Origin of the sequence: Streptomyces sp. NPDC101219, assembly GCF_044767675.1 — a bacterium.
GTDB lineage: Bacteria > Actinomycetota > Actinomycetes > Streptomycetales > Streptomycetaceae > Streptomyces.
This window is the reverse complement of record NZ_JBIWOK010000013.1, coordinates 1-21,962: the sequence shown is the minus strand read 5'-3', so window position 1 is coordinate 21,962 and position 21,962 is coordinate 1. Positions and strand designations below refer to the sequence as shown.

General features: G+C 71.4%; 27 protein-coding genes. All 27 read left to right on the top strand.

Annotated elements, in window-relative coordinates; genetic code table 11:
- The first annotated feature begins 232 nt into the window (after positions 1–232).
- The 27 genes from ACIRPP_RS24130 to ACIRPP_RS24000 all read left to right on the top strand — a co-directional run bounded on the left by ACIRPP_RS24130 (position 233) and on the right by ACIRPP_RS24000 (position 21,619).
- Positions 233–493, top strand: a complete 261-nt coding sequence (locus ACIRPP_RS24130) for a hypothetical protein (protein ID WP_006143170.1) — start codon at positions 233–235, stop codon at positions 491–493.
- Positions 494–599: 106 nt separating this feature from the next.
- Positions 600–848 (top strand): hypothetical protein, encoded by a 249-nt coding sequence (locus tag ACIRPP_RS24125; RefSeq protein WP_361226377.1) that lies wholly within the window; start codon positions 600–602, stop codon positions 846–848.
- The gene (locus ACIRPP_RS24120; RefSeq protein WP_050811323.1) at positions 838–1,764 is read left to right on the top strand and encodes a hypothetical protein; all 927 of its coding nucleotides are present in this window, start codon (positions 838–840) and stop codon (positions 1,762–1,764) included. Before ACIRPP_RS24125 ends, ACIRPP_RS24120 begins: the two co-directional genes overlap by 11 nt.
- A 30-nt stretch (positions 1,765–1,794) precedes the next feature.
- The gene (locus tag ACIRPP_RS24115) at positions 1,795–2,568 is read left to right on the top strand and encodes a hypothetical protein (protein ID WP_403646446.1); all 774 of its coding nucleotides are present in this window, start codon (positions 1,795–1,797) and stop codon (positions 2,566–2,568) included.
- A gap of 291 nt (positions 2,569–2,859) precedes the next feature.
- The gene (locus ACIRPP_RS24110; RefSeq protein ID WP_362491154.1) at positions 2,860–3,654 is read left to right on the top strand and encodes a hypothetical protein; all 795 of its coding nucleotides are present in this window, start codon (positions 2,860–2,862) and stop codon (positions 3,652–3,654) included.
- A 141-nt stretch (positions 3,655–3,795) separates the two neighbouring features.
- Entirely contained in the window at positions 3,796–4,311 is a 516-nt protein-coding gene (locus ACIRPP_RS24105) for a hypothetical protein (protein WP_403646443.1), read from the top strand.
- A 48-nt stretch (positions 4,312–4,359) separates the two neighbouring features.
- Positions 4,360–5,103: a glycosyltransferase family 2 protein gene (locus ACIRPP_RS24100; protein ID WP_403646440.1), complete on the top strand. Its 744-nt coding sequence runs from the start codon at positions 4,360–4,362 to the stop codon at positions 5,101–5,103.
- Positions 5,096–6,202 carry a hypothetical protein gene (locus ACIRPP_RS24095; RefSeq protein WP_403646438.1) on the top strand — a complete coding sequence of 369 codons (1,107 nt, stop codon included), beginning with the start codon at positions 5,096–5,098 and terminating at the stop codon, positions 6,200–6,202. Before ACIRPP_RS24100 ends, ACIRPP_RS24095 begins: the two co-directional genes overlap by 8 nt.
- Before the next feature lie 38 nt (positions 6,203–6,240).
- Positions 6,241–6,699, top strand: a complete 459-nt coding sequence (locus ACIRPP_RS24090) for a hypothetical protein (RefSeq protein WP_334540730.1) — start codon at positions 6,241–6,243, stop codon at positions 6,697–6,699.
- Entirely contained in the window at positions 6,696–7,886 is a 1,191-nt protein-coding gene (locus ACIRPP_RS24085) for a hypothetical protein (RefSeq protein ID WP_403646435.1), read from the top strand. Before ACIRPP_RS24090 ends, ACIRPP_RS24085 begins: the two co-directional genes overlap by 4 nt.
- Positions 7,887–8,839: 953 nt before the next feature.
- Complete coding sequence (locus tag ACIRPP_RS24080) at positions 8,840–9,337, top strand: hypothetical protein (protein ID WP_403646433.1); 498 nt, start codon at positions 8,840–8,842, stop codon at positions 9,335–9,337.
- A 99-nt stretch (positions 9,338–9,436) separates the two neighbouring features.
- Positions 9,437–9,862 (top strand): hypothetical protein, encoded by a 426-nt coding sequence (locus tag ACIRPP_RS24075; RefSeq protein WP_055495473.1) that lies wholly within the window; start codon positions 9,437–9,439, stop codon positions 9,860–9,862.
- On the top strand, positions 9,859–10,647 hold the full coding sequence (locus ACIRPP_RS24070) for a hypothetical protein (RefSeq protein WP_061915796.1): 789 nt from the start codon (positions 9,859–9,861) through the stop codon (positions 10,645–10,647). Before ACIRPP_RS24075 ends, ACIRPP_RS24070 begins: the two co-directional genes overlap by 4 nt.
- Positions 10,644–11,495 (top strand): relaxase/mobilization nuclease, encoded by an 852-nt coding sequence (locus ACIRPP_RS24065; protein WP_403646429.1) that lies wholly within the window; start codon positions 10,644–10,646, stop codon positions 11,493–11,495. The genes ACIRPP_RS24070 and ACIRPP_RS24065 overlap by 4 nt, the downstream gene beginning before the upstream one ends.
- 47 nt (positions 11,496–11,542) lie before the next feature.
- Positions 11,543–12,208 (top strand): hypothetical protein, encoded by a 666-nt coding sequence (locus ACIRPP_RS24060; protein WP_403646426.1) that lies wholly within the window; start codon positions 11,543–11,545, stop codon positions 12,206–12,208.
- 25 nt (positions 12,209–12,233) lie between these two features.
- Positions 12,234–12,992, top strand: coding sequence for a hypothetical protein (locus tag ACIRPP_RS24055; protein WP_403646423.1), 759 nt, complete (start codon positions 12,234–12,236; stop codon positions 12,990–12,992).
- The gene (locus ACIRPP_RS24050) at positions 12,989–13,192 is read left to right on the top strand and encodes a hypothetical protein (protein WP_351728203.1); all 204 of its coding nucleotides are present in this window, start codon (positions 12,989–12,991) and stop codon (positions 13,190–13,192) included. The genes ACIRPP_RS24055 and ACIRPP_RS24050 overlap by 4 nt, the downstream gene beginning before the upstream one ends.
- Before the next feature lie 275 nt (positions 13,193–13,467).
- Complete coding sequence (locus ACIRPP_RS24045; RefSeq protein ID WP_061915785.1) at positions 13,468–13,851, top strand: hypothetical protein; 384 nt, start codon at positions 13,468–13,470, stop codon at positions 13,849–13,851.
- Entirely contained in the window at positions 13,848–14,651 is an 804-nt protein-coding gene (locus ACIRPP_RS24040; protein ID WP_403646418.1) for a DUF317 domain-containing protein, read from the top strand. Before ACIRPP_RS24045 ends, ACIRPP_RS24040 begins: the two co-directional genes overlap by 4 nt.
- A gap of 29 nt (positions 14,652–14,680) precedes the next feature.
- Positions 14,681–15,037 carry a hypothetical protein gene (locus ACIRPP_RS24035; protein ID WP_061915779.1) on the top strand — a complete coding sequence of 119 codons (357 nt, stop codon included), beginning with the start codon at positions 14,681–14,683 and terminating at the stop codon, positions 15,035–15,037.
- Positions 15,028–15,849 (top strand): DUF317 domain-containing protein, encoded by an 822-nt coding sequence (locus tag ACIRPP_RS24030; RefSeq protein WP_399880961.1) that lies wholly within the window; start codon positions 15,028–15,030, stop codon positions 15,847–15,849. The genes ACIRPP_RS24035 and ACIRPP_RS24030 overlap by 10 nt, the downstream gene beginning before the upstream one ends.
- A 74-nt stretch (positions 15,850–15,923) precedes the next feature.
- The gene (locus ACIRPP_RS24025; protein WP_403646415.1) at positions 15,924–16,448 is read left to right on the top strand and encodes a hypothetical protein; all 525 of its coding nucleotides are present in this window, start codon (positions 15,924–15,926) and stop codon (positions 16,446–16,448) included.
- Positions 16,445–16,843 (top strand): DUF317 domain-containing protein, encoded by a 399-nt coding sequence (locus ACIRPP_RS24020; protein ID WP_403646412.1) that lies wholly within the window; start codon positions 16,445–16,447, stop codon positions 16,841–16,843. The genes ACIRPP_RS24025 and ACIRPP_RS24020 overlap by 4 nt, the downstream gene beginning before the upstream one ends.
- 83 nt (positions 16,844–16,926) lie before the next feature.
- Positions 16,927–17,268, top strand: coding sequence for a DUF317 domain-containing protein (locus tag ACIRPP_RS24015; RefSeq protein WP_403646409.1), 342 nt, complete (start codon positions 16,927–16,929; stop codon positions 17,266–17,268).
- Between the two features lie 34 nt (positions 17,269–17,302).
- Positions 17,303–19,096: a type IV secretory system conjugative DNA transfer family protein gene (locus ACIRPP_RS24010; RefSeq protein ID WP_403646406.1), complete on the top strand. Its 1,794-nt coding sequence runs from the start codon at positions 17,303–17,305 to the stop codon at positions 19,094–19,096.
- A gap of 130 nt (positions 19,097–19,226) precedes the next feature.
- Complete coding sequence (locus ACIRPP_RS24005; protein ID WP_403646403.1) at positions 19,227–20,498, top strand: DNA cytosine methyltransferase; 1,272 nt, start codon at positions 19,227–19,229, stop codon at positions 20,496–20,498.
- Positions 20,498–21,619 carry a DnaB-like helicase N-terminal domain-containing protein gene (locus tag ACIRPP_RS24000; RefSeq protein WP_403646400.1) on the top strand — a complete coding sequence of 374 codons (1,122 nt, stop codon included), beginning with the start codon at positions 20,498–20,500 and terminating at the stop codon, positions 21,617–21,619. The genes ACIRPP_RS24005 and ACIRPP_RS24000 overlap by 1 nt, the downstream gene beginning before the upstream one ends.
- Positions 21,620–21,962: the final 343 nt, after the last annotated feature.

The following is a 21,962-nucleotide window of genomic DNA, read 5'->3' as shown; positions in this document are numbered from 1 at the left end:
CGCCGACCAGATCCACGCCGCCCGGTACAACCTCGCCACCCGCGGCGACCTGAAGCGGTGGGCGCGACGCGACGCGCAGCCCTTCCGCGACGCGCATCCGCTGCCGGACCAGCCCTGGCCCGCACCTGATCTCACCCCCTACCTGGACGCCCTCGCCGCGGCTCAGACTCCGGCAGAGATCGAAGCAGTCACCGACCACGTCCTGGACGCCGCCGAACCTGCACTGCGCGCCGTGAGCGACTACCTCGTCGCCGCCGCCCGGTGGCGGCGGGAGAACCGCGGTGCGGCCAAGGGATCTCCCTCAAACCTGCTGATGACGGCGGCCAGCCGGGCGCTGTCGGTCCTGGCCCTCGCCGACGAGGCTGGCCTGAGCAGGCTGCGCGCCGCCTACGACCCGGCTCCCACCCCCGCGACACCGACCGGCGGCCAGCCTGGGGCCAGCGCAGGCGTCCCGCCCGCTCCTCCGTCCCCTGGTACCGCACCCCGCCGATAGCTCTCTTTCTGCGATTCCAGTGCCGCCCGACTCTCGCAAACGCGATCCCGAGGGACCACCACTGTTGATCGACACGGCACCGCCACCGCCTGCACACGGAGTCCTCTTGAAACGTCCCCCTCACCTGAACGCCACCGAATGGGCCGAATACCAACAACGCCGAGCCGAAGTCGACGACCTCATGGCACAGGTCGCCGACCAGGACGCCCAGATGGAACACGACCTGATCGCCACCCACGACGAGTACGAACTCGGCTTCAGTCAGGAGTCGCAGCCGGTAGTCACCCCCACTGGACGGACGCCTCCACCGCACCGATCTCCCGCCTCCTCCCGCGGGAGGAACCGTGGCCGCTGACGAAGCGAGCACCCCAGACTCCCGCCGCGTTGCCTCGCTCGCACCGCTTCCCGACCACCGCAATGTGGACACCCCGTGGTGGCAGGAGCTGTGGCGTCGCCACGCGCACATCACCACGCCGCTGCGGGCGCGCGGCCTGCAGTGCGACATCGAGTTCGGCCTCAGCGCCTACATCGTGCGCGTCTCTCTCCCCGACGACAGTTACCTGATCATCGGTCCGCCGCAGGAGCCGTCCTCCGAGCGCCCGCCCGGAGACCCCGAGGGCTGGATCGCGACGCGTGAGCACCCCGACGACCCGTCGCTGTTCGAGGTCCTCTACGACTCGGCCCCCTCCGACGACCCCGGCGCTCCCCAGCGGCCCGAAGCCCGCCACGGCGGCAGCGCCCAGCCCCTGATCGAGGCGATCAACCACCGCCTGGCCAAGCTCGGACTGCTGCCGCACCCCGTCTTGCCCGGCGAAAGCCCACACGTGCACTCAGCCCAGCCGACGCCCCCGCCCCAGGCCCAGGGCGTCCCCGGCACACCCGACGACGCTCCCATCTACGTCTACGGCGACGCGCTGCGCGCTCTGACCGACCGGCTCAACGGAGCGGAGTCGCATGCGGATGCCGCTGCCCTGCTGCACCAGATCCTGGAGCCCACCGACGGCCTGCTGGCGCAGCTCGGCGAGTTCTTCGAAGCAGCCGGGGAGAAGGCCAAGGAAGCGGAGGAGGACGACGGCTTCGACCTGTCGTACGACCTCGCCGACGCCGCCGCCGAGATCCGCAATCTCGGAGAGGTCCTGCACGTGGCCGAGGACAGGATGCGGGCCCTCACTCCGCTCGCGTCGGCACCGCGACTGCCCTCCAGCCCGGCCCGTACACCGTCCCTGCCCCCGCGAGTGCTCCCGCCGGCACAGCCGCGGCACACGCGCTGACCCCGGACCATCGCTTCCCTCCCGGAACACATGACCTCACTCCGCACCGACCTGGCCGCCTTCGCCGCCGGCCTTTCCGCGCGCCTGCCCGGCACCTGGACCAGCCAGTACCAGCGCCACTCGCAGTACGCCGACCAGTTCCCCCGCACCGAACAGCTCTGGGACACCGGCCACGTCGACTACGTCGTCAGCCAGTACGTCCTCACCCACGACGCCGTGCTCCAGGGGCCGGCCGACCAGCGGCTCTACGTGACCGACCGGCCTCGCTACCCGCACCAGTTCGTCGTCGCTGCGCTCGCCCCCGACGGCGCGCGCATCAAGCCCCACCACTTCGCCGGAGTCGCGGAACCCAACGGCATCGCCGTTCCCAAGGACCCCGCGCGGGCGGCAGCACGCATCGCCCAGCGGCTGCTACCCCGCTACGAACAGGCCCTGCGGGCGGTCCTCAACAACGCGGAGCACCAGCCCCAGCCTCCGCACCGGCCCGCCCCACCGCGGGTCGACCAGGTCCTCACCCTGACCCTGTACAGCGACGGAGCCCTCGGCGCACCGTACGAGAGCGTGCCGGTGGATGCCCGCATGACCCTGTACACCCTCGGCTTCCAGTACCACCCGCACCAAGCAGCGTTTCTCCTGCCCACCGCCTACGGGGACACCGGTCGTGCCCTTCGCGTCCACTCCGTGGTCCAGCAGCTCACGGCCAAGGGCATCGGCGTGAACCTGCGCCACTCGGCGCCCACCACCAGCGCCGCCCTGCTGCCGGCCTCAGCGAAGGCCGTGTCCCCGCTCCGCCGTACGCGCTGACCCCCCTGCCCCTAGATCCTTGGAGTCTCCATCCGCATCGCCCGCCGCACCCTGCCGCTGTTCGTCGGCGCCGCCTGCCTCGCCCTGGCGCTCACCGGTTGTGCCACCGACAACGATGCTGCCGTCGCCAAGCAGACGCCCAGCGCCAGCAGCGCGCCGCAGCCGGCGCCTGCCCTCAGCGCCGCCCAGGCCCGCGCCGTCATCACCCACTACTCGCAGATCAACAACGAGGCCAACGCCGATCGCAACCGCGCCCTGCTCGGCACCATCGAGGACGGCCCGCTGTACGCCATGTCCGTCTCGGACTACGCCGAGACCGAGGGACTTCCCGCGGCCGACCGCACGCCCTACAAGCCCTGGTCCTACGACACCGCCAGCACCAAGCTGTACATCCCGCGCCTGGCCGCCGGACAGGACCGCTGGTTCGCCGCCGCGCTCTCGGACGACAAGGGCAAGGCCCCCTCGCGTCTGGCGGTGTTCGCCGAACGACCCCAGCACAAGCGCTGGGAGATGGTCTCCGTCGTCGACCTCGACAGCCCGAAACTGCCGGACATCGCACTCGACCACGACGGGTACGCGACGGCCGTCGCCGCCGACGGCAACAAGCACCTCGCCGCCGACGTCGGCGTTCTGCGTGCCGCGGTGCTCGACAACTTCGCCACCGGCGGCACGCACACCGGGACGAAGGTCTTCACGCCGACCACGGCGAGCAAGCGGCAGATCGAGGTCCACGACAAGACCGGCACCCGCTACGGGGACCAGGGCACCACCGTCTTCGCCGGCGCCGACAACCGCTACAAGGACGCCTACGCCCTCAAGACCACCGACGGCGGCGCGCTAGTTCTCTTCTCCCACATGCACACGCAGACCGACGCCGTCGCGCACTCCGGCCTGCAGATCAACCCGGGCAAGGAGGACCGGGCCTGGCTCCACGATGTGCCCCGCACCTCCATCAGGTACACGTTCGTGTGCAACGACGCCGCCACCGTCCCCGCGAAGGCTGCCCCGTCCCGCCTGATCGGCTACACCTGCGCCCGCACCGATGCCTCCGGCCCGCCGGTCCCGTCCTGGTCGGACCGCGTGTAGACGCACCCGCGCGCCACCTGATGGCCGCCGAACATTTCCCGCCCCCTGCTTGCTGCGGAGAGCTCCCTGTCCACTCGCTCCTTCATCGCCCGCCCCACCGTCGGCACGGGCTACACCGGCATCCACGTCCAGCTCGACGGCGTGCCCAGCCACCACCTCCCCCTGCTCCTGGCCGCCTACCAGTACAAGTTCGGACGCGACATCAAGGCCATGTGCCGGCACCTCATCGACGACGTCGCCGTCGGCTGGGACGAACTCGGCACCGATCTCCTCGACGATGCCCCGGCCGCACTCGTGACCGCGGTGACCGGCGGCAACCACTGGCCCAGCCGAACCCTCGACCACCTAGTCACCCCGGACGGCTCGCCGCCGGTACGCATGTCGGTCACCGACGAGACCGCCGATGCGCAGGACATGGAGTGGGGGTACGTCCTGCACAAGGAGGGCGTCGAGGTGATCAGCCTCCTGCACGAGGACATCGGCCCCATCGTGAGCTGGGCCATCGACCCGCGCACCGCCTTCAACGACCACCCGGCGGCCTGGTCCTCCCGCGACTCCCCGCCCGCTATCCGGGCATCACGCAGCACGCCGAGTCCGAGCGCTCCTGCCGCAGCCCCGGCAAAGGCCGGCCCCTCGCGCCCCACCGCCCGCCGCTAGCTTTCCCTCGTCTTCCCGGAGCCTTCCCTGCCCCCGCGCACCACGCCCTTGATCACCGTCGTCATCGCCAGCCGCCTGCGCGAAGACCGGCTCGACTACCTGACCGCCATGCACTCGAGCCTGACCCGGCAGTCCGTGCCGTGGGAGGCCGTGATCGCACTCGACGGTGCCTCGCCCGACCGCCTGCCGGCCCCCCTCGCACAAGATGCCCGCGTTCGCACCCTGTCGCTGCCCCGGCCGGTCGGCGCCGCCTGCGCCCGCAACCTGGCCCTGAACCACGTACGCACCCCGTACACCAACTGGGCGGACGATGATGATGAGTTCACCGACGATGCGATGGCTCTACGGCTGAACACCCTGGAGTCCACCGGAGTCGGCTGGTGTGCCGGCTGGAGCGAGGACCAGCACCCCGACGGCTCGACCACCCTGTGGCGCTGCCCCACGCCGCCCGGCCGGCACGAGGCCGGTGACGTGTGGACGTACTGGAAGTCACCGGCGGACACCATCCCCATCGGGCCGACTACGATCCTCGCCCGCACCGACCTCGTGCGCGCCGCGCCGATGGGCGGCCTCGTCCAGGGCGAGGACTACTGCGCGGCCCTCGGCGTCACCGCTCTCGCGCCCGGGATCCTGCTGCCGGTCCCCGTGTACCGATACCGCAAGTGGAACGGGCAGATGACAGCCCAGGTCGGATACGACCGGCTGGAGGCGGCTGCCCGTAAGCACGCCTGGGCGTACGGCCGCAGCCTGCGCGCCGTCCTGCGCGGCGGCGAGGACCTGGTCCGTGACTGAGGCGCAGATCATCCTGGCGCACAGCCGGGAGTCCGGGATCGTCGCCATCGCCTCGGGCGAGCGGCATGCCTGGGCGCACACCGCCCTCGCGGAGAGCGGCTTCCAGCGGGACGAGGAGGGCGTCTGGCACTTGCCCGCGGACGGCACCCAGACCACCGTGGTCGACCTGGTCACGTGCGCGAAGCGGCACCGCACCAGCGTGCACACGAGCAGCCGCCGGTTCATCGGCGACGCCGCCCGCGACCTCGCGCGCCTCTTGCCCGGCCAGTGGCACGCCTCGGTCGAGATCTACTCGCACCCCGCCTGGCAGGAAGACCTCGTCCCCTGGATCTGGGACAGCGGCGAACTCGGCCGCGCCGTCCAGACCGAGCGAATCCCCTACGCCGCGCTCCTCACCGACGCGGTGCAGCGCACCGCGCTGCTGTTCATCGAACGTCCCGGCCGTCAACTCGACTACCTGGTCGGAGCCTTCTCGCCCGAGGGACTGGAAGGGGGCTACGGCGATCCCCACGCCCGGCGCAGCATCGTCCTGCCGCCGGTTGCCGGGCGGGCTGCCCAGGCCCTCACCGGCCGGTACCTCCCCGCCTACGAGCAGGCCGTCCACGCCCGCCAGACGGCGGCCATCGCCGCCGTGCTCGGGGACATCCGCTGCGAGCACGACACCTGGCAGGCCATGAACGCCTCCGGCCGCTACAGCGACGCCACCCCGCTGAGCGCCGCCGCTCTCGGCGCCGCGACGGAGTTGTTCCTCGACCACGCCTGGCGCTGTTTCCTGACCGTCGTCGACCACGCCCCGGCGCTGCTCGACCGGTGCCAACCCGCGAGCAGCCCGTGGCCCGACGACGCCGCGGCCCTCTCCCGTCTGGCCGACGCCGTGATCGATGCCGAGACCCTGGTCGACGAGATCGTCCACGGCGGTTTCGTGCCGGAGCAGGAGCGCCGAGCACGCGCGTGGCCGGCCATCGAGACCTGGCTCACTGACGGCGAAACGTTCTTGCGGCAGGCCCGCATCAGCGCACCCCACCGCCGCCCGGCCCTGCCCGTCGCCGCGCCGGCCCGCCCCTTCACCACGGCCCGGCCCGCGCACCGCGGCCCCTGACCCCTTCCGCCCCACGCCCCGAGGAGAACACTGCCCCCTTGCACCCCGGCACCCACTTCGCCTTCGGCGACCACGAGGAACACGGCTTCGTCGCCTCCTTCACCGCGTCTATGCCCGCGCACCTCGCCCACTGGTACCTGGAGCGCGAGCAGTTCGAGCCCGTTCCCGGAGAACCCGGCCTGTACCGGCTCAGCGAGCCCGAGCGCGACGGAGTCCGCCGCACCCGCCAAGCCGTCCACGACCTGCGCCGCCAGGGCTACACCGTGCAGGCCGACATCCGGCTTGACCCGTCCCTCTCGGCCGGACCGGCACACCCCGCCCGGCCCCACGGACTCGAGGAGCGCCGCAGCCGTCTCGCCCGGGCCGCCGCCGGCCGGACGACGCAGCGCTCTACACCGCCCACCACCTCCCCGCCAGCGGCCCGGCCGATCCCGCCGAAGCCCACCTACGCTCCGACCGTCCACCTGACGGCCGCGACCGGCGGGCGGTCCCGATGACTCCCGCGAGCAGTCCGGCCCCCGACGGCCCCTTGCCGACCGCTCCCGAACTGGCCAACGCGGCACGCGACTTCCGTTTGCGGCTGGCGGTCATCGACCGCGAGACCGAGGCCGCGCTCGATAGGACACGCGACCGCTACGGTCGTACCGTTAACGCGGGCGCCGCGGCTGCCGCACGAGCCCACCGCGACAAGGCCGCGGTGGAGGCGTATGCCGCCCACCTCGCCCCGCACGCCGAGGCTCTCCTCGATGCCGCCCGCCTGGTGCTCGATGAGCTGCCACCCGCTCGGCACCTGGCCGGGTGGCGGGCCGTCCTGGACGGCCTGGCCGTTTCGGCCGCCGAGATCCGCCGGGCGCTCGACCGGCCAGCCGCCCCCGGTTCCCCGGCCGCGCGCGCTCAGCACGCGGCCCTGTGGCCGCACCTGGCCGCCTGGGCGGACCACGGCTCCATCGCCAGCAACCTCGCCGACCAGCAGGGCGGCCAGCACCACAAAGCTCCGCTGACCGACGAGGAACAGCAAATGTGGACCAGGAGGGCCCAGGCCGCGCAAAGGCGCGACGAGCTGGAGCTGACCGAGTCGTGGTACGCCGCCGACGGGCAGCCGATCACCCTCGCCTATTTGGTCGAGGACGACGACTCGACGGTGGTCGCGCTGCGCGGCGACCCGGACGCACCGGGCTGGCAGGTTGTCGGGCACTACGCCCACGAGTACGAGGCGGGCAAGGTGCTGCCCGCCCCGGTTCCGCCCGGCGTGCTGCGCGCGGACGTCTCCCGGTTCAACCGCCCGGCACCGGTCCCGGAGGTGTCCCTGCAGGACCTCATCCGCGATGTCGTCGAAGGCCACAGTGCCGGTGACGCCTCCAATGCGCTTCTCAGCGCTGTCCAGCGCGGCTATGACGCCGGCCCGATGGTCCGCCTGCAGGAACTCCTGGAGACCAGCGGCCAGTTCGCCAGCGCCCTGGAGACCGTGCAGTGCCGCCAGATCGCCGCCCGCCTGGCAGCGCTGAGCCGGCAGATCGAGTTCCTCACCCGCGAAGTCGAAGAGGCGGCCGAGGACCTCGGCGCGACCGTCGCCGTCCTGCCCCCGCACCGCACCCCCGTGCTGCGCACTCGTCCGCGCCCCGCCGTGGACACCACACCGCCCACGCCGCCACCCCGCGCCAGCACCACCGCCCGACACCGCTAAGCCCATGTCCCACCTGGTCTTGACGGACACGAGCCCATGGAGCAGTACGCGATCAACCTTGCCCTCGCAAAATACGAGCACGATCGTGAGCTGTCTTGAGCGCCCACGGCCTAGGGGCGGCCATGCCAGCCGCCCCGGAGCAGCGGCTACTACTGACGCTTACTCACATGTGACACGGCGGTCATGCCGGCGCCGTAGGTGAAGGCAAGGACGACCCCGCCAGAAGCGACGGCGGTGAGGGCAGGCTGCCCCAGAACAGCGGAGCCGATCCCCGCAACCAGCCCAGCGATGACGGATACCAGCGCAACGACGACAACGTGATACACGCGGTGGTCACAGGTAGAAGTGGTGGCAGACAAGTAGGGCCCTCCCATACTCCGTCGGAGCGCCGTCACCTGAATCAGGGCAGGGTGCATCCTGCGCTGGATTCACGTCACAGCGTCGCCGCCCAGCGGGCGTCGCGATAGGGAAGCGCCGGCCAGGCGCGCCTATCGCTCCTCGGATGGAGCGCCGTAGCGGTTGGCCATCATCACCGATGCACCATGCCTTTCAAGGATCTCGTCGACCACGTCCATAGTAGCCAACCCCACTGACACACAGACAAGTTGGTGACCGCTTCGGGGGAGCCCAAGCGCCGATCTGCAGCGACTCCCACTTACCTGGTCTTCACGCGCGAAGCCTCGTTGCAGGCACTGGTGGCCGTGCTCCTGGCCAAGCATCCCGCCCGCCGCACCGCCCTCGCCGGACACCTCGCCAAGCAGCCGCTCGCCGACCCGGCGCTCCCTGGCACCGGCGCGGCCTTCGCTCTCACCGTCCTTCTCGCCGCGCGCCGACGTCTGGGCCCCGCGGGCAGTCGCGGTGCGGCTGGCGCCGGTGCCTGCTCCGTGGCCGGCATAAGACGCCCTGATCAGGGCGCAACCCCCACCTTGCAACCCCTTTGAGGAGATCGAATTATGGCTGTTCGTACACACTGGACCGTGGAGCACGCCTGCTCCCACCGCGTGGATCATGACCTGTCCAATCGCCCTGCCGACAAGCGGGCAGGCTTCGCCCGCTGGCTCGCGTCGAAGGACTGCACCGACTGCTGGAAGGCGGCGCGCGACGCGGACACCAGGTCCAAGGAGGAGTGGCTCGCGGCCAAGCGGGCCGAGGAGCAGGAGGCAGCCCTCGCGTGGGCGAAGCAGTTCGACATGCCGCAGTTGGAGGGCCCGGCCAAGGCCCTGGACTGGGGCGAACGCTCCCGCCACCAGCTGATGACATCCGCGCACACCGCGCTCGTCATCGAGGGCACGTGGGACGAGGCGGACTGGGCGGAGCTGGAGGAGAAGGCCCGCGCCATCACCCGTGCCGGATGGTGGATCGACCAGCGCGACGCCGAAGGCACTGACCTGCTCGAACTCCTCGACGCAGCCAGTGAGGCGGACCGCGGGACGGAGAACCCGTTCCACTGACGGCTGGGCAACATAGCCGGATAACGCCGGTTAGCCAAACCGGCGTTCCTCCGGACTATTGATGCTCCCACCCCGCCAGCATCTGCGTGGAAGGAACTCATGTCCCAGCTTCCGCCCACCTCGGCGTTCGCACCGACGCCCGACCCGCTCACCCCCGATCGAGACATCACCCACGCCCACTTCCAGGCCGGTGACACTGTCGTCGTCCTGAAGGGAATGGCCGGCGGAGAACTGTGGGGCGATGCGATGCGCGTCGTGGCCCCGTCCTGGCACACCCCGACCGACGAGGACGGCTGGCGGCTGCGTGATGCGACCGGCGGCGCCCAGTCCTACGTCACCGCCCACCCCCGCTACCTCGTGCACCTCTCGCGCCGCTGCCCGGACTGCCTGATCTACCTGCGCGCCATGGAGGATGCCCTCTTTACGCGGTTCGCCGACCGCGACGAGCTGATCGACTGCGGCTGGTACACCACCACCGCCCTGGGCCAGCTCGTGCACATCGCGGACATCCGGAGTGGCCGATGACTTCCCCCACGCACCGTCCCGGCCGTTCCGCCGCGCTCGACAGAGCCAGGGCCCGAGCCACCGCATCTCCGGTCGATTCTTCCTGGCCGCTTCACCTGGCCGAAGACCTGCGCGACATCGAGGCCGACTGGAGAACTTCGGCCGAGGTGTGCGCGGATGCTGCCTGGGCGGCGCGGTCGGCCGGCCACAGCGTCCTGGCCCTGCTGTCCCCGCAGGACGTCACCGCAATGGGCCTTGACCCGATCACCGCCCGCACCTTGGCTCATCTGTACCTGAGCGCCCTGCGGTTCGACTTCCGCTGCCCCACCCTCCAACGCCTCGTCGAACAACTCGCGGAAACCGCGCGTCAGCCGCTGGACTGCTACACCCGGGCCTTGTACGCCTTCGCGCTGCTGGGCCAGTCCCGCCCGGAGGGCCTGGCGGTCATGGACGAGGTCCTCGCGGAGGCCGGGCAGCACACCAAGACCCTGCACGTCCTGCTGCACGGGCTGTGGCTCGGCCAGGACCTGGACCAGGGCGCGGAGCGTCTCCTGGCCCTCAGCTCCCGACCGGCCCTCGCCACCGGCAGCGACCCGATCGTCCTCTTCCGCGTGGCGGGTGCCCTGCGCCGGCTGGGCCGGTACGACGAAGGGCTGGGCGCCATCGACAGGGCGATCGACTGTCTCCCTCCGGGGGACACCTCGGTGCACGCCGACCTGGTCCGCGAGCGCTCCCTGCTCTGCACAGCCCGCGACCTTCATCAGCACCGGCCGCCCACCCGCACGTCGAGCGGGGTGCCGTCATGATCCCCCGCCTGCACGCGCGGACCCACTCGCCGCGCGACCCGCTCGCCGAGGCACTCGGGCGGCCCCTTTCCCCGAACGAGGGTCTGACGAAGTACACCATCGTCGCCCACTGGCCGGACCTGGACTACTACACCCCCAACGACGAGCAGAGAACCTGGACATCCGCTCAGTGGGCCGAGCACCTCGAAGATCCCTACCTGGAGCATCCGTTCACTGCCAGTGCGGACGACGACCGACGGGCGATCCTCCATCTCGACATCCGCCTCCACCCGGACGACCGGGAGCTGACCGGTCCCGAGTGGGCCGAAACCGCTCACCGGTTCGCGCGAGCCGCCGGTATCGAGATACCCGGCGCCGCGGAGCACGGCTGGCGGTGGATCGCCGTCCAGGCACAGCCCGGGCGCCTGGACCTGATCGCCAACCTGATCCACCTCGACGGCACCTGGCGCACCCCGCCCTCAGACATACTGCGGCGCCTTGCGGACGAGGCACGCCGCATCGAACAGGACCTCAACTTGATCCCCGCCCGCACCGGACCCGCGACACGCCCCGCTGTCCGTACGGCGCCCACCGCATCCGCGCAGTTCGCGAGCGTCCTTACGCAGCTCGCCGACGAGCAGGCCGGCCCGCTGGCCACGGTCCGCGGACTGATCGAGCACACCGCTCACCGCATCGCCCGCCAGCCCGGAGCCGCCAGCACCGAAGCAGCACACGGTCTGGAGCTGATCGCCCGCCGGCTCCACGCGATCCAGCAGGACCTGGACACCACCGCGGCCCACTTGGTCCGCCGGTCCCGGATCGCCGCCGCACCGCCCGTAGCCCGGCACACCGCCCACAGATCTCCGTAGGAGCAACGCCTTCTTGCCCCATACCGGCCGCTTAATGGACATCCGCCGTGACTCGAGCTCCAGCGAACTCCTCGCGCGCGGCGGCGACTTGGAGGCACACAGCATTCTCCAGCGCGCGGGACATCGCGGTCGTCCGCCTCCACGAGACCTACCACCGCGCCCCCGCCGGCCTCACCGAGGACGACGAGTCCCGTCTCGCCACCGATGCCGTAGCGCGCCTGCGGGCTGCCGGGTACCACGTCGACTGCGACGAACCTTTCGACACCGACGCCCGCCCCGCGCGCTATCCCACGCTCGGTACCTCGGTCTCCCACCTCGCCGAACGCCTGCGCGAAGCCACCGACACCGCCGAGGCAGCCGACATCCTCACCGCACTCACCGCGCCCCACGACGGCATCCTCGCCGGGTTGGAGGAAACCCTCGGCGCTCTGGCGGAGTTCTTCGACGGACTCGGCAACGCGACCGATCCGCACACCGCCCGGCGCCTGCGCTACCTCGCCGACGAATACGTCCGCGTCATCCACTCCGACCTCGCGTACACCCGCGAACGGCTGGCCGACCGGCACACCCCTCACCCCGGCCGCCGCCCCTGCGCCGAGCAGGTGCCCGACCACGAGCCCGAACGCTCCGCCGTGTGCGCCTGCCCACCCCCGCCGCGTGCACTGCCGGCCCCGGCACCGCCGCCCGTCGGTGCCACCCGCCTGCGCCGCTGAGCCCCTGCAACTGCCCAAGGACACCATGCACGACCACGACACCTCCGAGCACCTCGCCTCGTACGCCGACGTCCTCGCCGGTGAACTCCCCGATACCTGGACCAGCACGCACCTGACAGCCGACGCCAAAGACGACCTCGCCGAACTCGCCGACCGGATCTGGGACCTGGACCTGGTCGCCGCCTCCCTCACCGAGCACCCGCTGACGCAGGCAGCCGTCCTCAGCCGCCCCGACGGCGCCCAGCTCGTCCTCCTGGACCGGCACGACGGACGCGACGGCTTCTTTCTCGCCGCCGTCGCCCCGCGCGCCCTGCCCGACGAGGCGTACCGGGCTGTCCCTGAGCCCAACGGCGTCGCCCTGGCAGACGACCCGTTCCTGAGTGCCGAGCAGGTCGCTGGCGATCTGCTCGCCCGCTACGACCGTGCGCTCGCACAGGTCCGGCACAACGCCCTGGGTGGCATCCAGCCCTCCCAGCCGGACCGGATCGTCCTGACCTGGCAGCCGGACGGCAGCGTCGCCACCGCCCCCGCCGACGACCGGGCCGGCACGATCCTCGTCGCCCACGGCTTCATCCAGGACCCGCAGAGCGGCATCTACCGCCTGGGTGGTGACGACACCCAGGTCCAGGCCCGCGCCCTGCGCGAGATCGGCCCGCGCCTCGACGCGCTCGGCATCGGTACCGCCCTCCAGCACCCCGCCGGACGAACCGCGCCTACCTCAGCCCCGGCATCCATGCCGCCGACCCCGTCCGGCACCCGTACGCCGACCGCCAGGACTCGATGAACCAGGCGGAGGCCGACCTGGGCATCCCCTCCCTGCTCCTGACCGGTCATGACGTCAAGTGCACGCCCGGCGTCTTCGACGAAGCCACCTACCGGCGGGCCATGCACGGCCTCCGCACCAGAGCGGCCCGTCCCGCAGCGCAGCAACCGGCACCGGACGGCTCCCCGTCGCACTCCGCACCGGCCCGCTGTACCCCGTAAGACGCCCGAGCGGCCCCGGCACCACGCCGGGGCCGCCCAGCACACCGCCCGACTCCCGGAGAAACCCGTAGCACCCCGCACACCCCCACCGATCAGCAACCGGCTCAAGCCCCGGCTCGCCACAGCCCTGTTCCGCCGCTATCTGCGCGCTTGCATACCGACCGGTCCCGACCACACCTCCCCGCTGACCGGCGCCCGCCCGGAGGGCGTCCTCACCGAGTCACAGCGCGTCGGGCAGCGCCACCACCACTGACCGTTCACCGCCCCGGAGGAGCATGTCCCACCCCGCCCCCTATCCGGTGAGACTGGCCGACGAGATCACCCGCCAGCTCGGCCAGCTCGCCGACCACCTCTCGCAGCTTCCCCCGCCCCAGGCCGCGCAGGTCATCGCCCGCGTTCTCGACCCGGACGCCGGAGTCCTCGGCGGCGTCACTCACCTCGTCGCCACCGGAAGCGTGTTCGCCAAGGACCAGGCAGAGCGCGGCGCGCTCCCCGCGGAGGTGTGGCTCGCTCTGGGCCGTGCCTCGAACGAACTGCACGACATCACCCTCGACCTGGACGAACACAAGGACGCCCTGGCGCACGTCAGCACCCAGCCCGCCACCACCGAGGCGAAGCGCCCAGTGCCCGCACCGCTCGTGGTCCGGCGGCGCCGGTGAAGAAGAAGCAGTGGCAGGGCTGGGGGCCCGGCGAGCAGGCCGAGCAGCACTACCTCGTCCAGCCCCGTGCCCTGGCAGGCGGCGGCGACGTCCGGCACGTCTCGGAGTTCCTGCGTGCCTCGGGCTGGCGGGACAAGTCCAAGACCGGCGGCCCCTTGTTCATGGAGAGCCCGGACCGGACCGTCCGCGTCGCCTACGACCCTTACGTCCTTCCCGGCGGCTGGACCATCCACGGCCGGGCAGACGGGGCCAGCGGCGAGTGGTCGGCGCACCTGGGCCGTCAGGCCCCGGTGGAGATCGTCGCCGGCCTGACCGACGCCCTCACCCGTCCCCGCTCCGCACACGCCCCCAACGTCTGGGCTCCGCTGCAGGAGCAGAAATGGCACACGCATTTCGAGGGCGAGCACTACGTGGCGACTAGCCCCGATGGCACCGCCTGGATGCAGTACCGCCAGAACCCCGACGGCACGGCGATGTGGTGGACCGGAGCGCAGGACAAACAGGGCAACGGCTGGACGGCCCACTTCACGCCGAACACCCCGATGTACCTCGTGCAAGCCTTCTCCACCGAACTCGCCAGCCCCGACCCCGTGATGCGCCCGCGCGGACGCGTCCCGCACAGCGTGCAGATCCGCACCTGGTCGGTATCCGTCAAGCCCTCCCAACTCAGCGCCTGGCAACAGGCCCGCATCACGGCCGCCCGAGCCGCCACCTGGGCCCGCAACAGCGCCCGAAGCACCAGACCGCGCACCACCGCCCGCGCCCACGCTGCCGCCGACGGCACACGAACCCGCCGCTGACCACGACACCCACCACCCCGAGGAGACCGATGCCCGCACTCACCCCGGACACCATCCGCGCCGCGACCGACACCCTGTGCCGCCTCACCGAATACCTGCGCGAGAACCCCGACCCCGAGGAGGCGCTCGCTCTCGTCGAGCCCCTCCTCGACGAATACACCGGCCTGCCCATCCAACTCGGCGACACCCTGCGCGCCCTCGCCCGCGCCGTACAGAGCCATCCGAACACACCGCGCAGCGAGAAGATCAGTGATCTGGTCACCGAGCTGCGTGCCGCGGCGTGGGTGCAGACCGACCAGTACATGCTCCACTACGTCCTGGACGAGCTGCGCAAGGTGATCGGCAGCGCCGCCGCGAGTGAGCCGGGGTGCGGTCGGTGCCGCTGAGCGAACGGCAGCTCGCCGGGTTCGCCGACAAGCACGCCTGGCGGATCCCCTTCGACACCAGCCCCCGCCATCTCGCCGGCCCCGGGGATGCCCGCCACGTCACCCACGGCTTGGCCGCCGCCGGATGGAGCGCCGTCTCCGACCCTTTGAGTGCCGAGATCGTCCTGCGCAGTCCCGACCTTCGCCACAGCCTCCAGTTCGACCCGCAGTCCGCCACCTCTGCATGGTGGCGGCTGCGGGCCGAGCCCACCGACACCGAGCCCGGCTGGTACGCCGAGTTCGGTGAACTCGTGCCCGCCGAGGTCCTCGCCGGCTTCACCGATGCCCTCATCGCCCCACCGCCACAACAGCCAGACCCGTGGCAGCCGGTGACCTCGGCGGGCTGGCACCGCGACTCGGACGGTACGGCGCGCTCGCCGGACTCCATGTGCCACATCGAACTGCGCCCGTTGAGCGAATTCAGTGGCCGGTCGTCCTGGCACGTTGAGACCTGCGAGCCCGGCGACGGGCAGTTCCCCGGCCCGCGCATCTGGCACGCCTACTTCGACGAGGACGTCCCCGCCCACCATGTCGGATCGTTCCTCACCGCGCTGGCCGACCGCAGCCCGCTCCAGCGCGGCATGTACGACCGCACCGGCCACTACAGCGCCGTGCAGGAGCCCAGCCCGCTGCGCCCGCAGCAGGTGGTCGACGCCCACACCGCCCGTATCGAGTCGCTCCGTGCCCGGGCACGCTCCGCCCGCAGGCAGCAGACGAAACCCGCACCGACCCCGGCAAAGGCCCACACCGCCCAGCCGGCCGCCCGCCGCTGAACCGACAGGACCCCTTTCCCATTTCCGCCGATCACCGCGCCCACCGCGCCCTCCTCCGTCACCTCGACCATTACGTGAGCGACAGCAAGAAGATCCTCGACGCCTGGGACGCCTACTCCGACGAACACACCGACCTCGACGGCTGGCCCTACGACGACCACGCCTCCGGAAGGCGCGCGAGCCAGCGCGACGCCGACACCGCCGAGGCATTCGAGCCGCTCCGGTACGGCGCCCGTCACCTGCTGGCCACGGCCGAAACGCAACTGGCCCACCTGCCGGAGACCAACGTGCAGAGCCGCTGGGTCTACCAGCTGGGCGTCCTGCGCGACGCACTCGACCGACTCGACGAACTGCACGAGCAATGGCTGGTCACCCGCGACGCCCTCCCCGCCACCGCCAAGCCCGGCACCCCGGACTTCGACGACGCACTCGCCGCACATCACGCCGAATCGTGGAGCTACCTCGACGACTGGGCCACCCACGGCAAGGCGCTCCGCGAGATCAACACGGCCGCCCGTAAAGCCCCTTCACCCCTGGCTCCCACACCGACACCGGCCCCGGCCACCGCGCCCGACCGGCGAGCTACGGCACGGAAGTGAGCACGCCCCCGACTCCTGAGACCGTCGAGGTCGACTTCATCACGCCGCGTCACCTGGTCGGCGGCTGTGCCCCCACCTGGATCACCGTCTCCCTGCACCGCGCCTGCGGCTGGAGCCACGGCAACGACCCCGTGATGCCCCGCGTCCTGCTCTCCAGCCCCGACCAGAAGGCCCTCCTGCGCCTGGAACCCGATCCCGACGGACAGTGGTGGACCCTCAACCATGCAGCGGAGCCGGACCGGCCCGCCTGGTACGCGAGTTTCGGCGCCCGCACCCCGGTCGAACTCCTCGCCGCCTTCACCGACCCCCGCCCCCGCCCCCGCCGCGAGCACACACTCGGATCCGTACGAACCGCTCCGGCAGAACGCGTGGCAGCCCCCGGCCACCGGGGCTGACGGCCTCGTGTCGCCCGACAAAACGGCCTACGTGCAGCGCCTGGGAACCGCGCCAGCGGACCCGAGCGGGTCGAATCCCGGCCATGCCCGGACGACCGGGAGCCTGGTTCGTCACCGCCTCCCTCGGCCCGGAGCGAAAGCCGGTGCGGCAGGCCATCTTCGGCGAACACACCCCTGCACGACTGGTCGCCGCGTTCACCACCGCGCTCACCGATCCGCACCCCGCAGCGCGTACCGGCAGCTTGCGCAGTCTTCCGACCCGCGACCCGGACGTCGTCACCCGCTGCACGACGGACGTCCTCGCTGTGCACGTCGCCGCCGCCCTGGAAGAACGCGTCCACGCCCTCGCGGCCCGCCACACCGTCCCGCCGACGACTCCAGGCCCGCCGCGCCAGCCGCCGGCCAGGAACAGCCGCAGCCGCTGAATGCCCCGCCCCCGCCCGGAAGGCACGTAACTCTTTGCCCCCCACCTCCTCCAACAGTTCCACCGACGGGTACGACATCGTCCTGCGCCTCCTGATCGGCGTCGCAGCCGTCATCTTCCCCCTGTCCCACCTCGCCTGGCTGTCCGGCAACATCACCGCCTACCTCACCGGAGGCGGCTGGGCGCCGTACCAGCCGACCACCGCCCTGCTCCACCCCCAGCGCCTCTGGCCCCACGCGGGAGAAACATCCCTGCTCATCGGGGCACGCGTCGTGCCCGTTCTCCTCCTCCTGGCGCTCGGGACAACAGCGGGCATCCTGTGGGCCCGGCACAAGAACCGCAGCCGCGGCCGGAAAAAGAAGATCACCGGCATGGCCGAGGCACGGGACATCCAACCGCTGATGGCCAAGGCGATCACCGACAAGGCCCGCTCCCTGCGCCCGAGCCTGAAGGGCGCCAAGCACATCGAGGCCCGCGACACCGGCATCCTCCTCGGCAACCTCCAGGGCACCAAGCACGAGATCCGCATGGGCTACGAGGACGTGGCCGTCGCCATCATGGCGCCCCGCTCGGGAAAGACCACCTCGCTGGCGATCCCGTCCATCCTCAACGCGCCCGGACCGGTCCTGCTGACCTCGAACAAGGCGGCCAGCGACGCCTACACCGCCACCCTCGACGCCCGTGGTGCGGTGGGACGGGTTTGGTCGATGGACCCACAGCAGATCGCGCACGCCGCCCGCGAGATGTGGTGGAACCCCCTCGCCGACGCCAAGACTCTCGACGGCGCCAGCCGCCTGGCCGGCCACTTCCTCGCCGCTTCCGTGGACGCCTCCCAGCAGGGCGACTTCTGGTCCAAGGCCGGATCCAACATCCTCAGCCAGCTCTTCCTCGCCGCCGCGCTCGATGACCGGCCGATCACCGACGTGATGCAGTGGCTGGCCTTCCCGGCCGACCGCACCCCGCTCGACATCCTGCGCGACCACGACTTCACCGCGGTCGCCGCCCAGCTCAAGGGCACCGTGGAGGGACCGCCGGAGACCCGTGACGGCATCTACGAGACCGCCCGCCAGTACGCCGCCGCCCTCCTCAACAGCGAGATAGCCGCCTGGGTCACCCCGCAGAAGGACGTCGCCGAGTTCCGGCCCGCCGAGTTCGTCACCTCCACCGACACCCTCTACCTCCTGTCCAAGGACGGCGGCGGAGGCGCGTCGGCGCTGATCGCGGCGTGCGCGGACTCCGTGATGCGGGCCGCGACCGCCCAGGCCGAACGGGCCGGCGGTCGGCTCGACCCGCCGATGCTGGCGATCCTGGACGAGGCCGCCAACGTCTGCAAGATCAGCGATCTGCCGGACCTGTACTCCCACCTCGGCTCACGCGGGATCATCCCGATCACGATCCTGCAGTCCTACCGCCAGGGCCAGAAGGTCTGGGGAGACGCGGGCATGGACGCCATGTGGTCAGCCGCGACCGTCAAGGTCATCGGATCCGGTATCGACGACCCGGACTTCGCGGACAAGCTGTCCCGGCTGATCGGCGACCACGACGTCGAGACCACTTCCACCTCAACGTCCGAGTCCGGGAAGTCGACGTCCGTGTCGATGCGGCAGGAGCGGATCCTGCCCGCCGATGCGATCCGCGCCCTGCCCAAGGGCACCGCCCTGGTCTTCGCCACCGGCATGCGCGCCGCGATGCTCGACCTGCGCCCCTGGTACGCCGAGCCCGGAGCTGGCGAACTGGCCGCCGCCTCTACCCGTGCCTCCACGGCGATCACCGCCCGTGCCATCACGAAACACGCACTCAGCCAAGCCGACTTTGGATCGGCAGCATGAGCAGGACACGCCTGGACGAAGCCGACGAAGTGCAGACGGGCGCCAAGGACAGATGTTGGCCCGAGCATGGCCTCGTCGCTTGCCGCGGGGATGCGGGTGCATCGAAGCGGCACAAGTTGGGGCTGGTCACGTGATACTCGACCTCTTCGCGGGGCCGGGCGGCTGGAGCCGAGCACTGGGTGTCCTCGGAGTGCGCGACGTCGGCCTGGAGTGGGACGAGTGGGCCTGCAAAACTCGTGCCGCCGCTAGTCAGTTGACGATCCGGGCCGACGTGGCGATGTATCCGACGGGGCCCTTCATCGGCCGCACTAGTGGGCTGATCGCTTCCCCTCCGTGCCAGGCGTGGAGTATGGCTGGCAAGCGCCTCGGTCTGGTGGACCAGCCGCTAGTGCACGCGGCGGTCGAGGACTTGGCCGCCGGGCGGGACACCCGCGAACGCCTCCTCACCGCGTGCCGTGACGAGCGGTCGCTGCTGGCGGCTGAGCCGATGCGCTACCTCCAGGCCCTGAACACGGTCGGCGAGCCTGAGTGGGTGGCTATGGAGGAGGTGCCGGACGTCCTGCCGCTGTGGAAACAGTACGCGGCCGTCCTGCGCGGGTGGGGTTTCTCGGTCTGGTGCGGGATCCTCAACGCCGCCGACTTCGGAGTTCCGCAGACGAGAAGGCGGGCGATCCTGCTCGCCTCCCGTGTCCGTACGGCACAGCCTCCCACGCCGACGCACTCCCAGGTCGAGGAGCCGGAATCCCTGTTCGGTCCGGGCCGTGCCCGTTGGGTCAGCATGGCCGAGGCCCTGGGATGGGGCGCGACCGACCGGCCCGTCCCGACCGTCTGCGCTGGCGGTGGGCCCGGCGGCGGACCAGAACCGTTCCCTTCCGGCTCGCGAAAGACGCTGTCCGACGCCCGGGAGCGCGGCACCTGGGTGCCCCAGCCGGACGGAGTGGTCCTGCAGTCCTGCCGCGAAGGAGCCGGCTGGGCTGCCAGACACGGCACCCGTGAAAACCGCGGCGCCACCGCCCCTGCGCCAACCTTCACCGCCGAAGCACACCGATGGTCATGGTCCCTACGTAGCAACAACCAGGCCAACGCCACCGTCCGCCCGCTGTACGAGCCGGCAGGCACGCTGTTCTTCGGACACCGAGCGAACGAGTGCACCTGGGTTGCCGAACCGGTGTCGGCTCTGGCCAACGGCACGGACGCGCCGGCGGTGCCGGAGCCGATCCGGATCACTGCCCGGGAGGCCGGCCTCCTGCAGACCTTTCCCGCCGACTACCCCTGGCAGGGCAACAAGGGCCAGCAGTTCTCCCAGATCGGCAACGCCGTCCCCCCGCAGATGGCCGCGCACCTGCTCGCTCCACTCCTCGACAAGCCGTTCAACCCCGACGACTTCACCCTCGCAGCCTGATGCTCTACACCACCCCCGATCCCGACGAGGAAGACGACCGCGTCCCGGCGCCGAAGCCGGTCTACTACGCCGAACAGGCCCTGCTCGGCGCCCTCCTCCTCCAACCGGCACGTCTGGCCGACACCGGCACCTTGGCCGCCGACCACTTCGACAACCACGCCCACGCCAACCTGTTCACCGCGATCCGCACCCTTCCACCGCCCGAACCCGACGACCACGCCAAGGACACCGCCTGGCTCAACCAAGTCCTGGAGCGCGCCCGCCCCCACGCCCCCGGCCTGAACGCCTCCCACCTCCACGCCCTCATCCAGTTCTGCCCACAGCCCAAACACGCCGCGGCCTACACCCGGATGATCCGCGCCGACCACGCCCGCCGAACCCTGCGCCTGCACGCCGAACGCCTCGCCCATACCGCCACCGACCCAGCCGGGCCCGACCCGGCGGCCGCCACCCTCATGCAGGCCGACGCCCTCGGCCTTGTCCTGGACGACCTCGCCGGTCAGTTCACCCCACACCCCGGCTCCCTCCCCCGCACCACACACAGCGGGGATGTCCCACGGCAGGCTGGCGAGGAGGAACTGGACGAAGAACGTCTCCTCCTGGCCACCGCCACCGCCTATCCGGCGAATGTGCAGCAGATGCGGTGGCTGGCCGCGGAGGACTTCATCCTTCCGCTACACGCCGCGCTCTGGCAGTCCGTCACGGCGCTGGTCCACCGCGGCGACATGGTCGACCCGATCACCGTCCTCGGCGAGGCCCAGCACCGCGGACTCCTCACCGACTCCCTCACCCCCCGCGACCTGATGGCCCTGGTCTCCACGCCCGCCGGCTCCCCCGAGTACTGGGGCGAGAAGATCCTCCAGCGCGCCCTCCTCGCCCGCGCCCACACGGTCGCCGACCGGATCACCGCCTACACCGACGACCCCGCCAACACCCCCCACCAGCTCATCACCGGCAGCCGCCGCGCCCTGGCCGACCTCAACGCCTTGCGTACCCGCTGGAACCGCGCCACCTCACCCACCCCCGCGTCCACCACAATTGCACCCGCACGATCCGCGACGCTTCCCCGGGCCGGCCCACCACACCGGCCAGCCCTGTCCGCCGCGCGCACCCACCGATGACCTCACCCTCCGGGCCCAGCCAACCCGCGGCAGGGGCCCCGGACTCGAATCGAGCCACCCTATGCACCAGAGCCCCCTCAAGGCCCATCTCCGCCTCGACACCCACCCCGCCCACCCCAGCGCCGTGGCCGCCCTCCCTCACAGGCACCCACCACCGAACCGCCCAAGCCATGCTCACCGCGCGCGGCTTCGAGCAGTTCGACGAACACACCATGGTCCTGGCCCGGATCGACCACGAAGAGTCTCAATGAGCGTTTTCAGAGTGGCCACCGATGGGGTGACAGCGGCGAGGGCACAACGCACGAGGCACCCGCGCCGTTGAGGGAGGTGTTCGAAGTCTCAA

What these genes read in the sequence shown, in the direction of transcription:
- ACIRPP_RS24115 (WP_403646446.1), top strand. Translation starts at nt 1,795, where the DNA reads ATGACCTCACTCCGCACCGACCTGGCCGCCTTCGCCGCCGGCCTTTCC.
- ACIRPP_RS24110 (WP_362491154.1), top strand. Translation starts at nt 2,860, where the DNA reads ATGTCCGTCTCGGACTACGCCGAGACCGAGGGACTTCCCGCGGCCGAC.
- ACIRPP_RS24085 (WP_403646435.1), top strand. Translation starts at nt 6,696, where the DNA reads ATGACTCCCGCGAGCAGTCCGGCCCCCGACGGCCCCTTGCCGACCGCT.
- ACIRPP_RS24080 (WP_403646433.1), top strand. Translation starts at nt 8,840, where the DNA reads ATGGCTGTTCGTACACACTGGACCGTGGAGCACGCCTGCTCCCACCGC.
- ACIRPP_RS24075 (WP_055495473.1), top strand. Translation starts at nt 9,437, where the DNA reads ATGTCCCAGCTTCCGCCCACCTCGGCGTTCGCACCGACGCCCGACCCG.
- ACIRPP_RS24070 (WP_061915796.1), top strand. Translation starts at nt 9,859, where the DNA reads ATGACTTCCCCCACGCACCGTCCCGGCCGTTCCGCCGCGCTCGACAGA.
- ACIRPP_RS24065 (WP_403646429.1), top strand. Translation starts at nt 10,644, where the DNA reads ATGATCCCCCGCCTGCACGCGCGGACCCACTCGCCGCGCGACCCGCTC.
- ACIRPP_RS24055 (WP_403646423.1), top strand. Translation starts at nt 12,234, where the DNA reads ATGCACGACCACGACACCTCCGAGCACCTCGCCTCGTACGCCGACGTC.
- ACIRPP_RS24050 (WP_351728203.1), top strand. Translation starts at nt 12,989, where the DNA reads ATGAACCAGGCGGAGGCCGACCTGGGCATCCCCTCCCTGCTCCTGACC.
- ACIRPP_RS24045 (WP_061915785.1), top strand. Translation starts at nt 13,468, where the DNA reads ATGTCCCACCCCGCCCCCTATCCGGTGAGACTGGCCGACGAGATCACC.
- ACIRPP_RS24035 (WP_061915779.1), top strand. Translation starts at nt 14,681, where the DNA reads ATGCCCGCACTCACCCCGGACACCATCCGCGCCGCGACCGACACCCTG.
- ACIRPP_RS24015 (WP_403646409.1), top strand. Translation starts at nt 16,927, where the DNA reads ATGCCCGGACGACCGGGAGCCTGGTTCGTCACCGCCTCCCTCGGCCCG.
- ACIRPP_RS24000 (WP_403646400.1), top strand. Translation starts at nt 20,498, where the DNA reads ATGCTCTACACCACCCCCGATCCCGACGAGGAAGACGACCGCGTCCCG.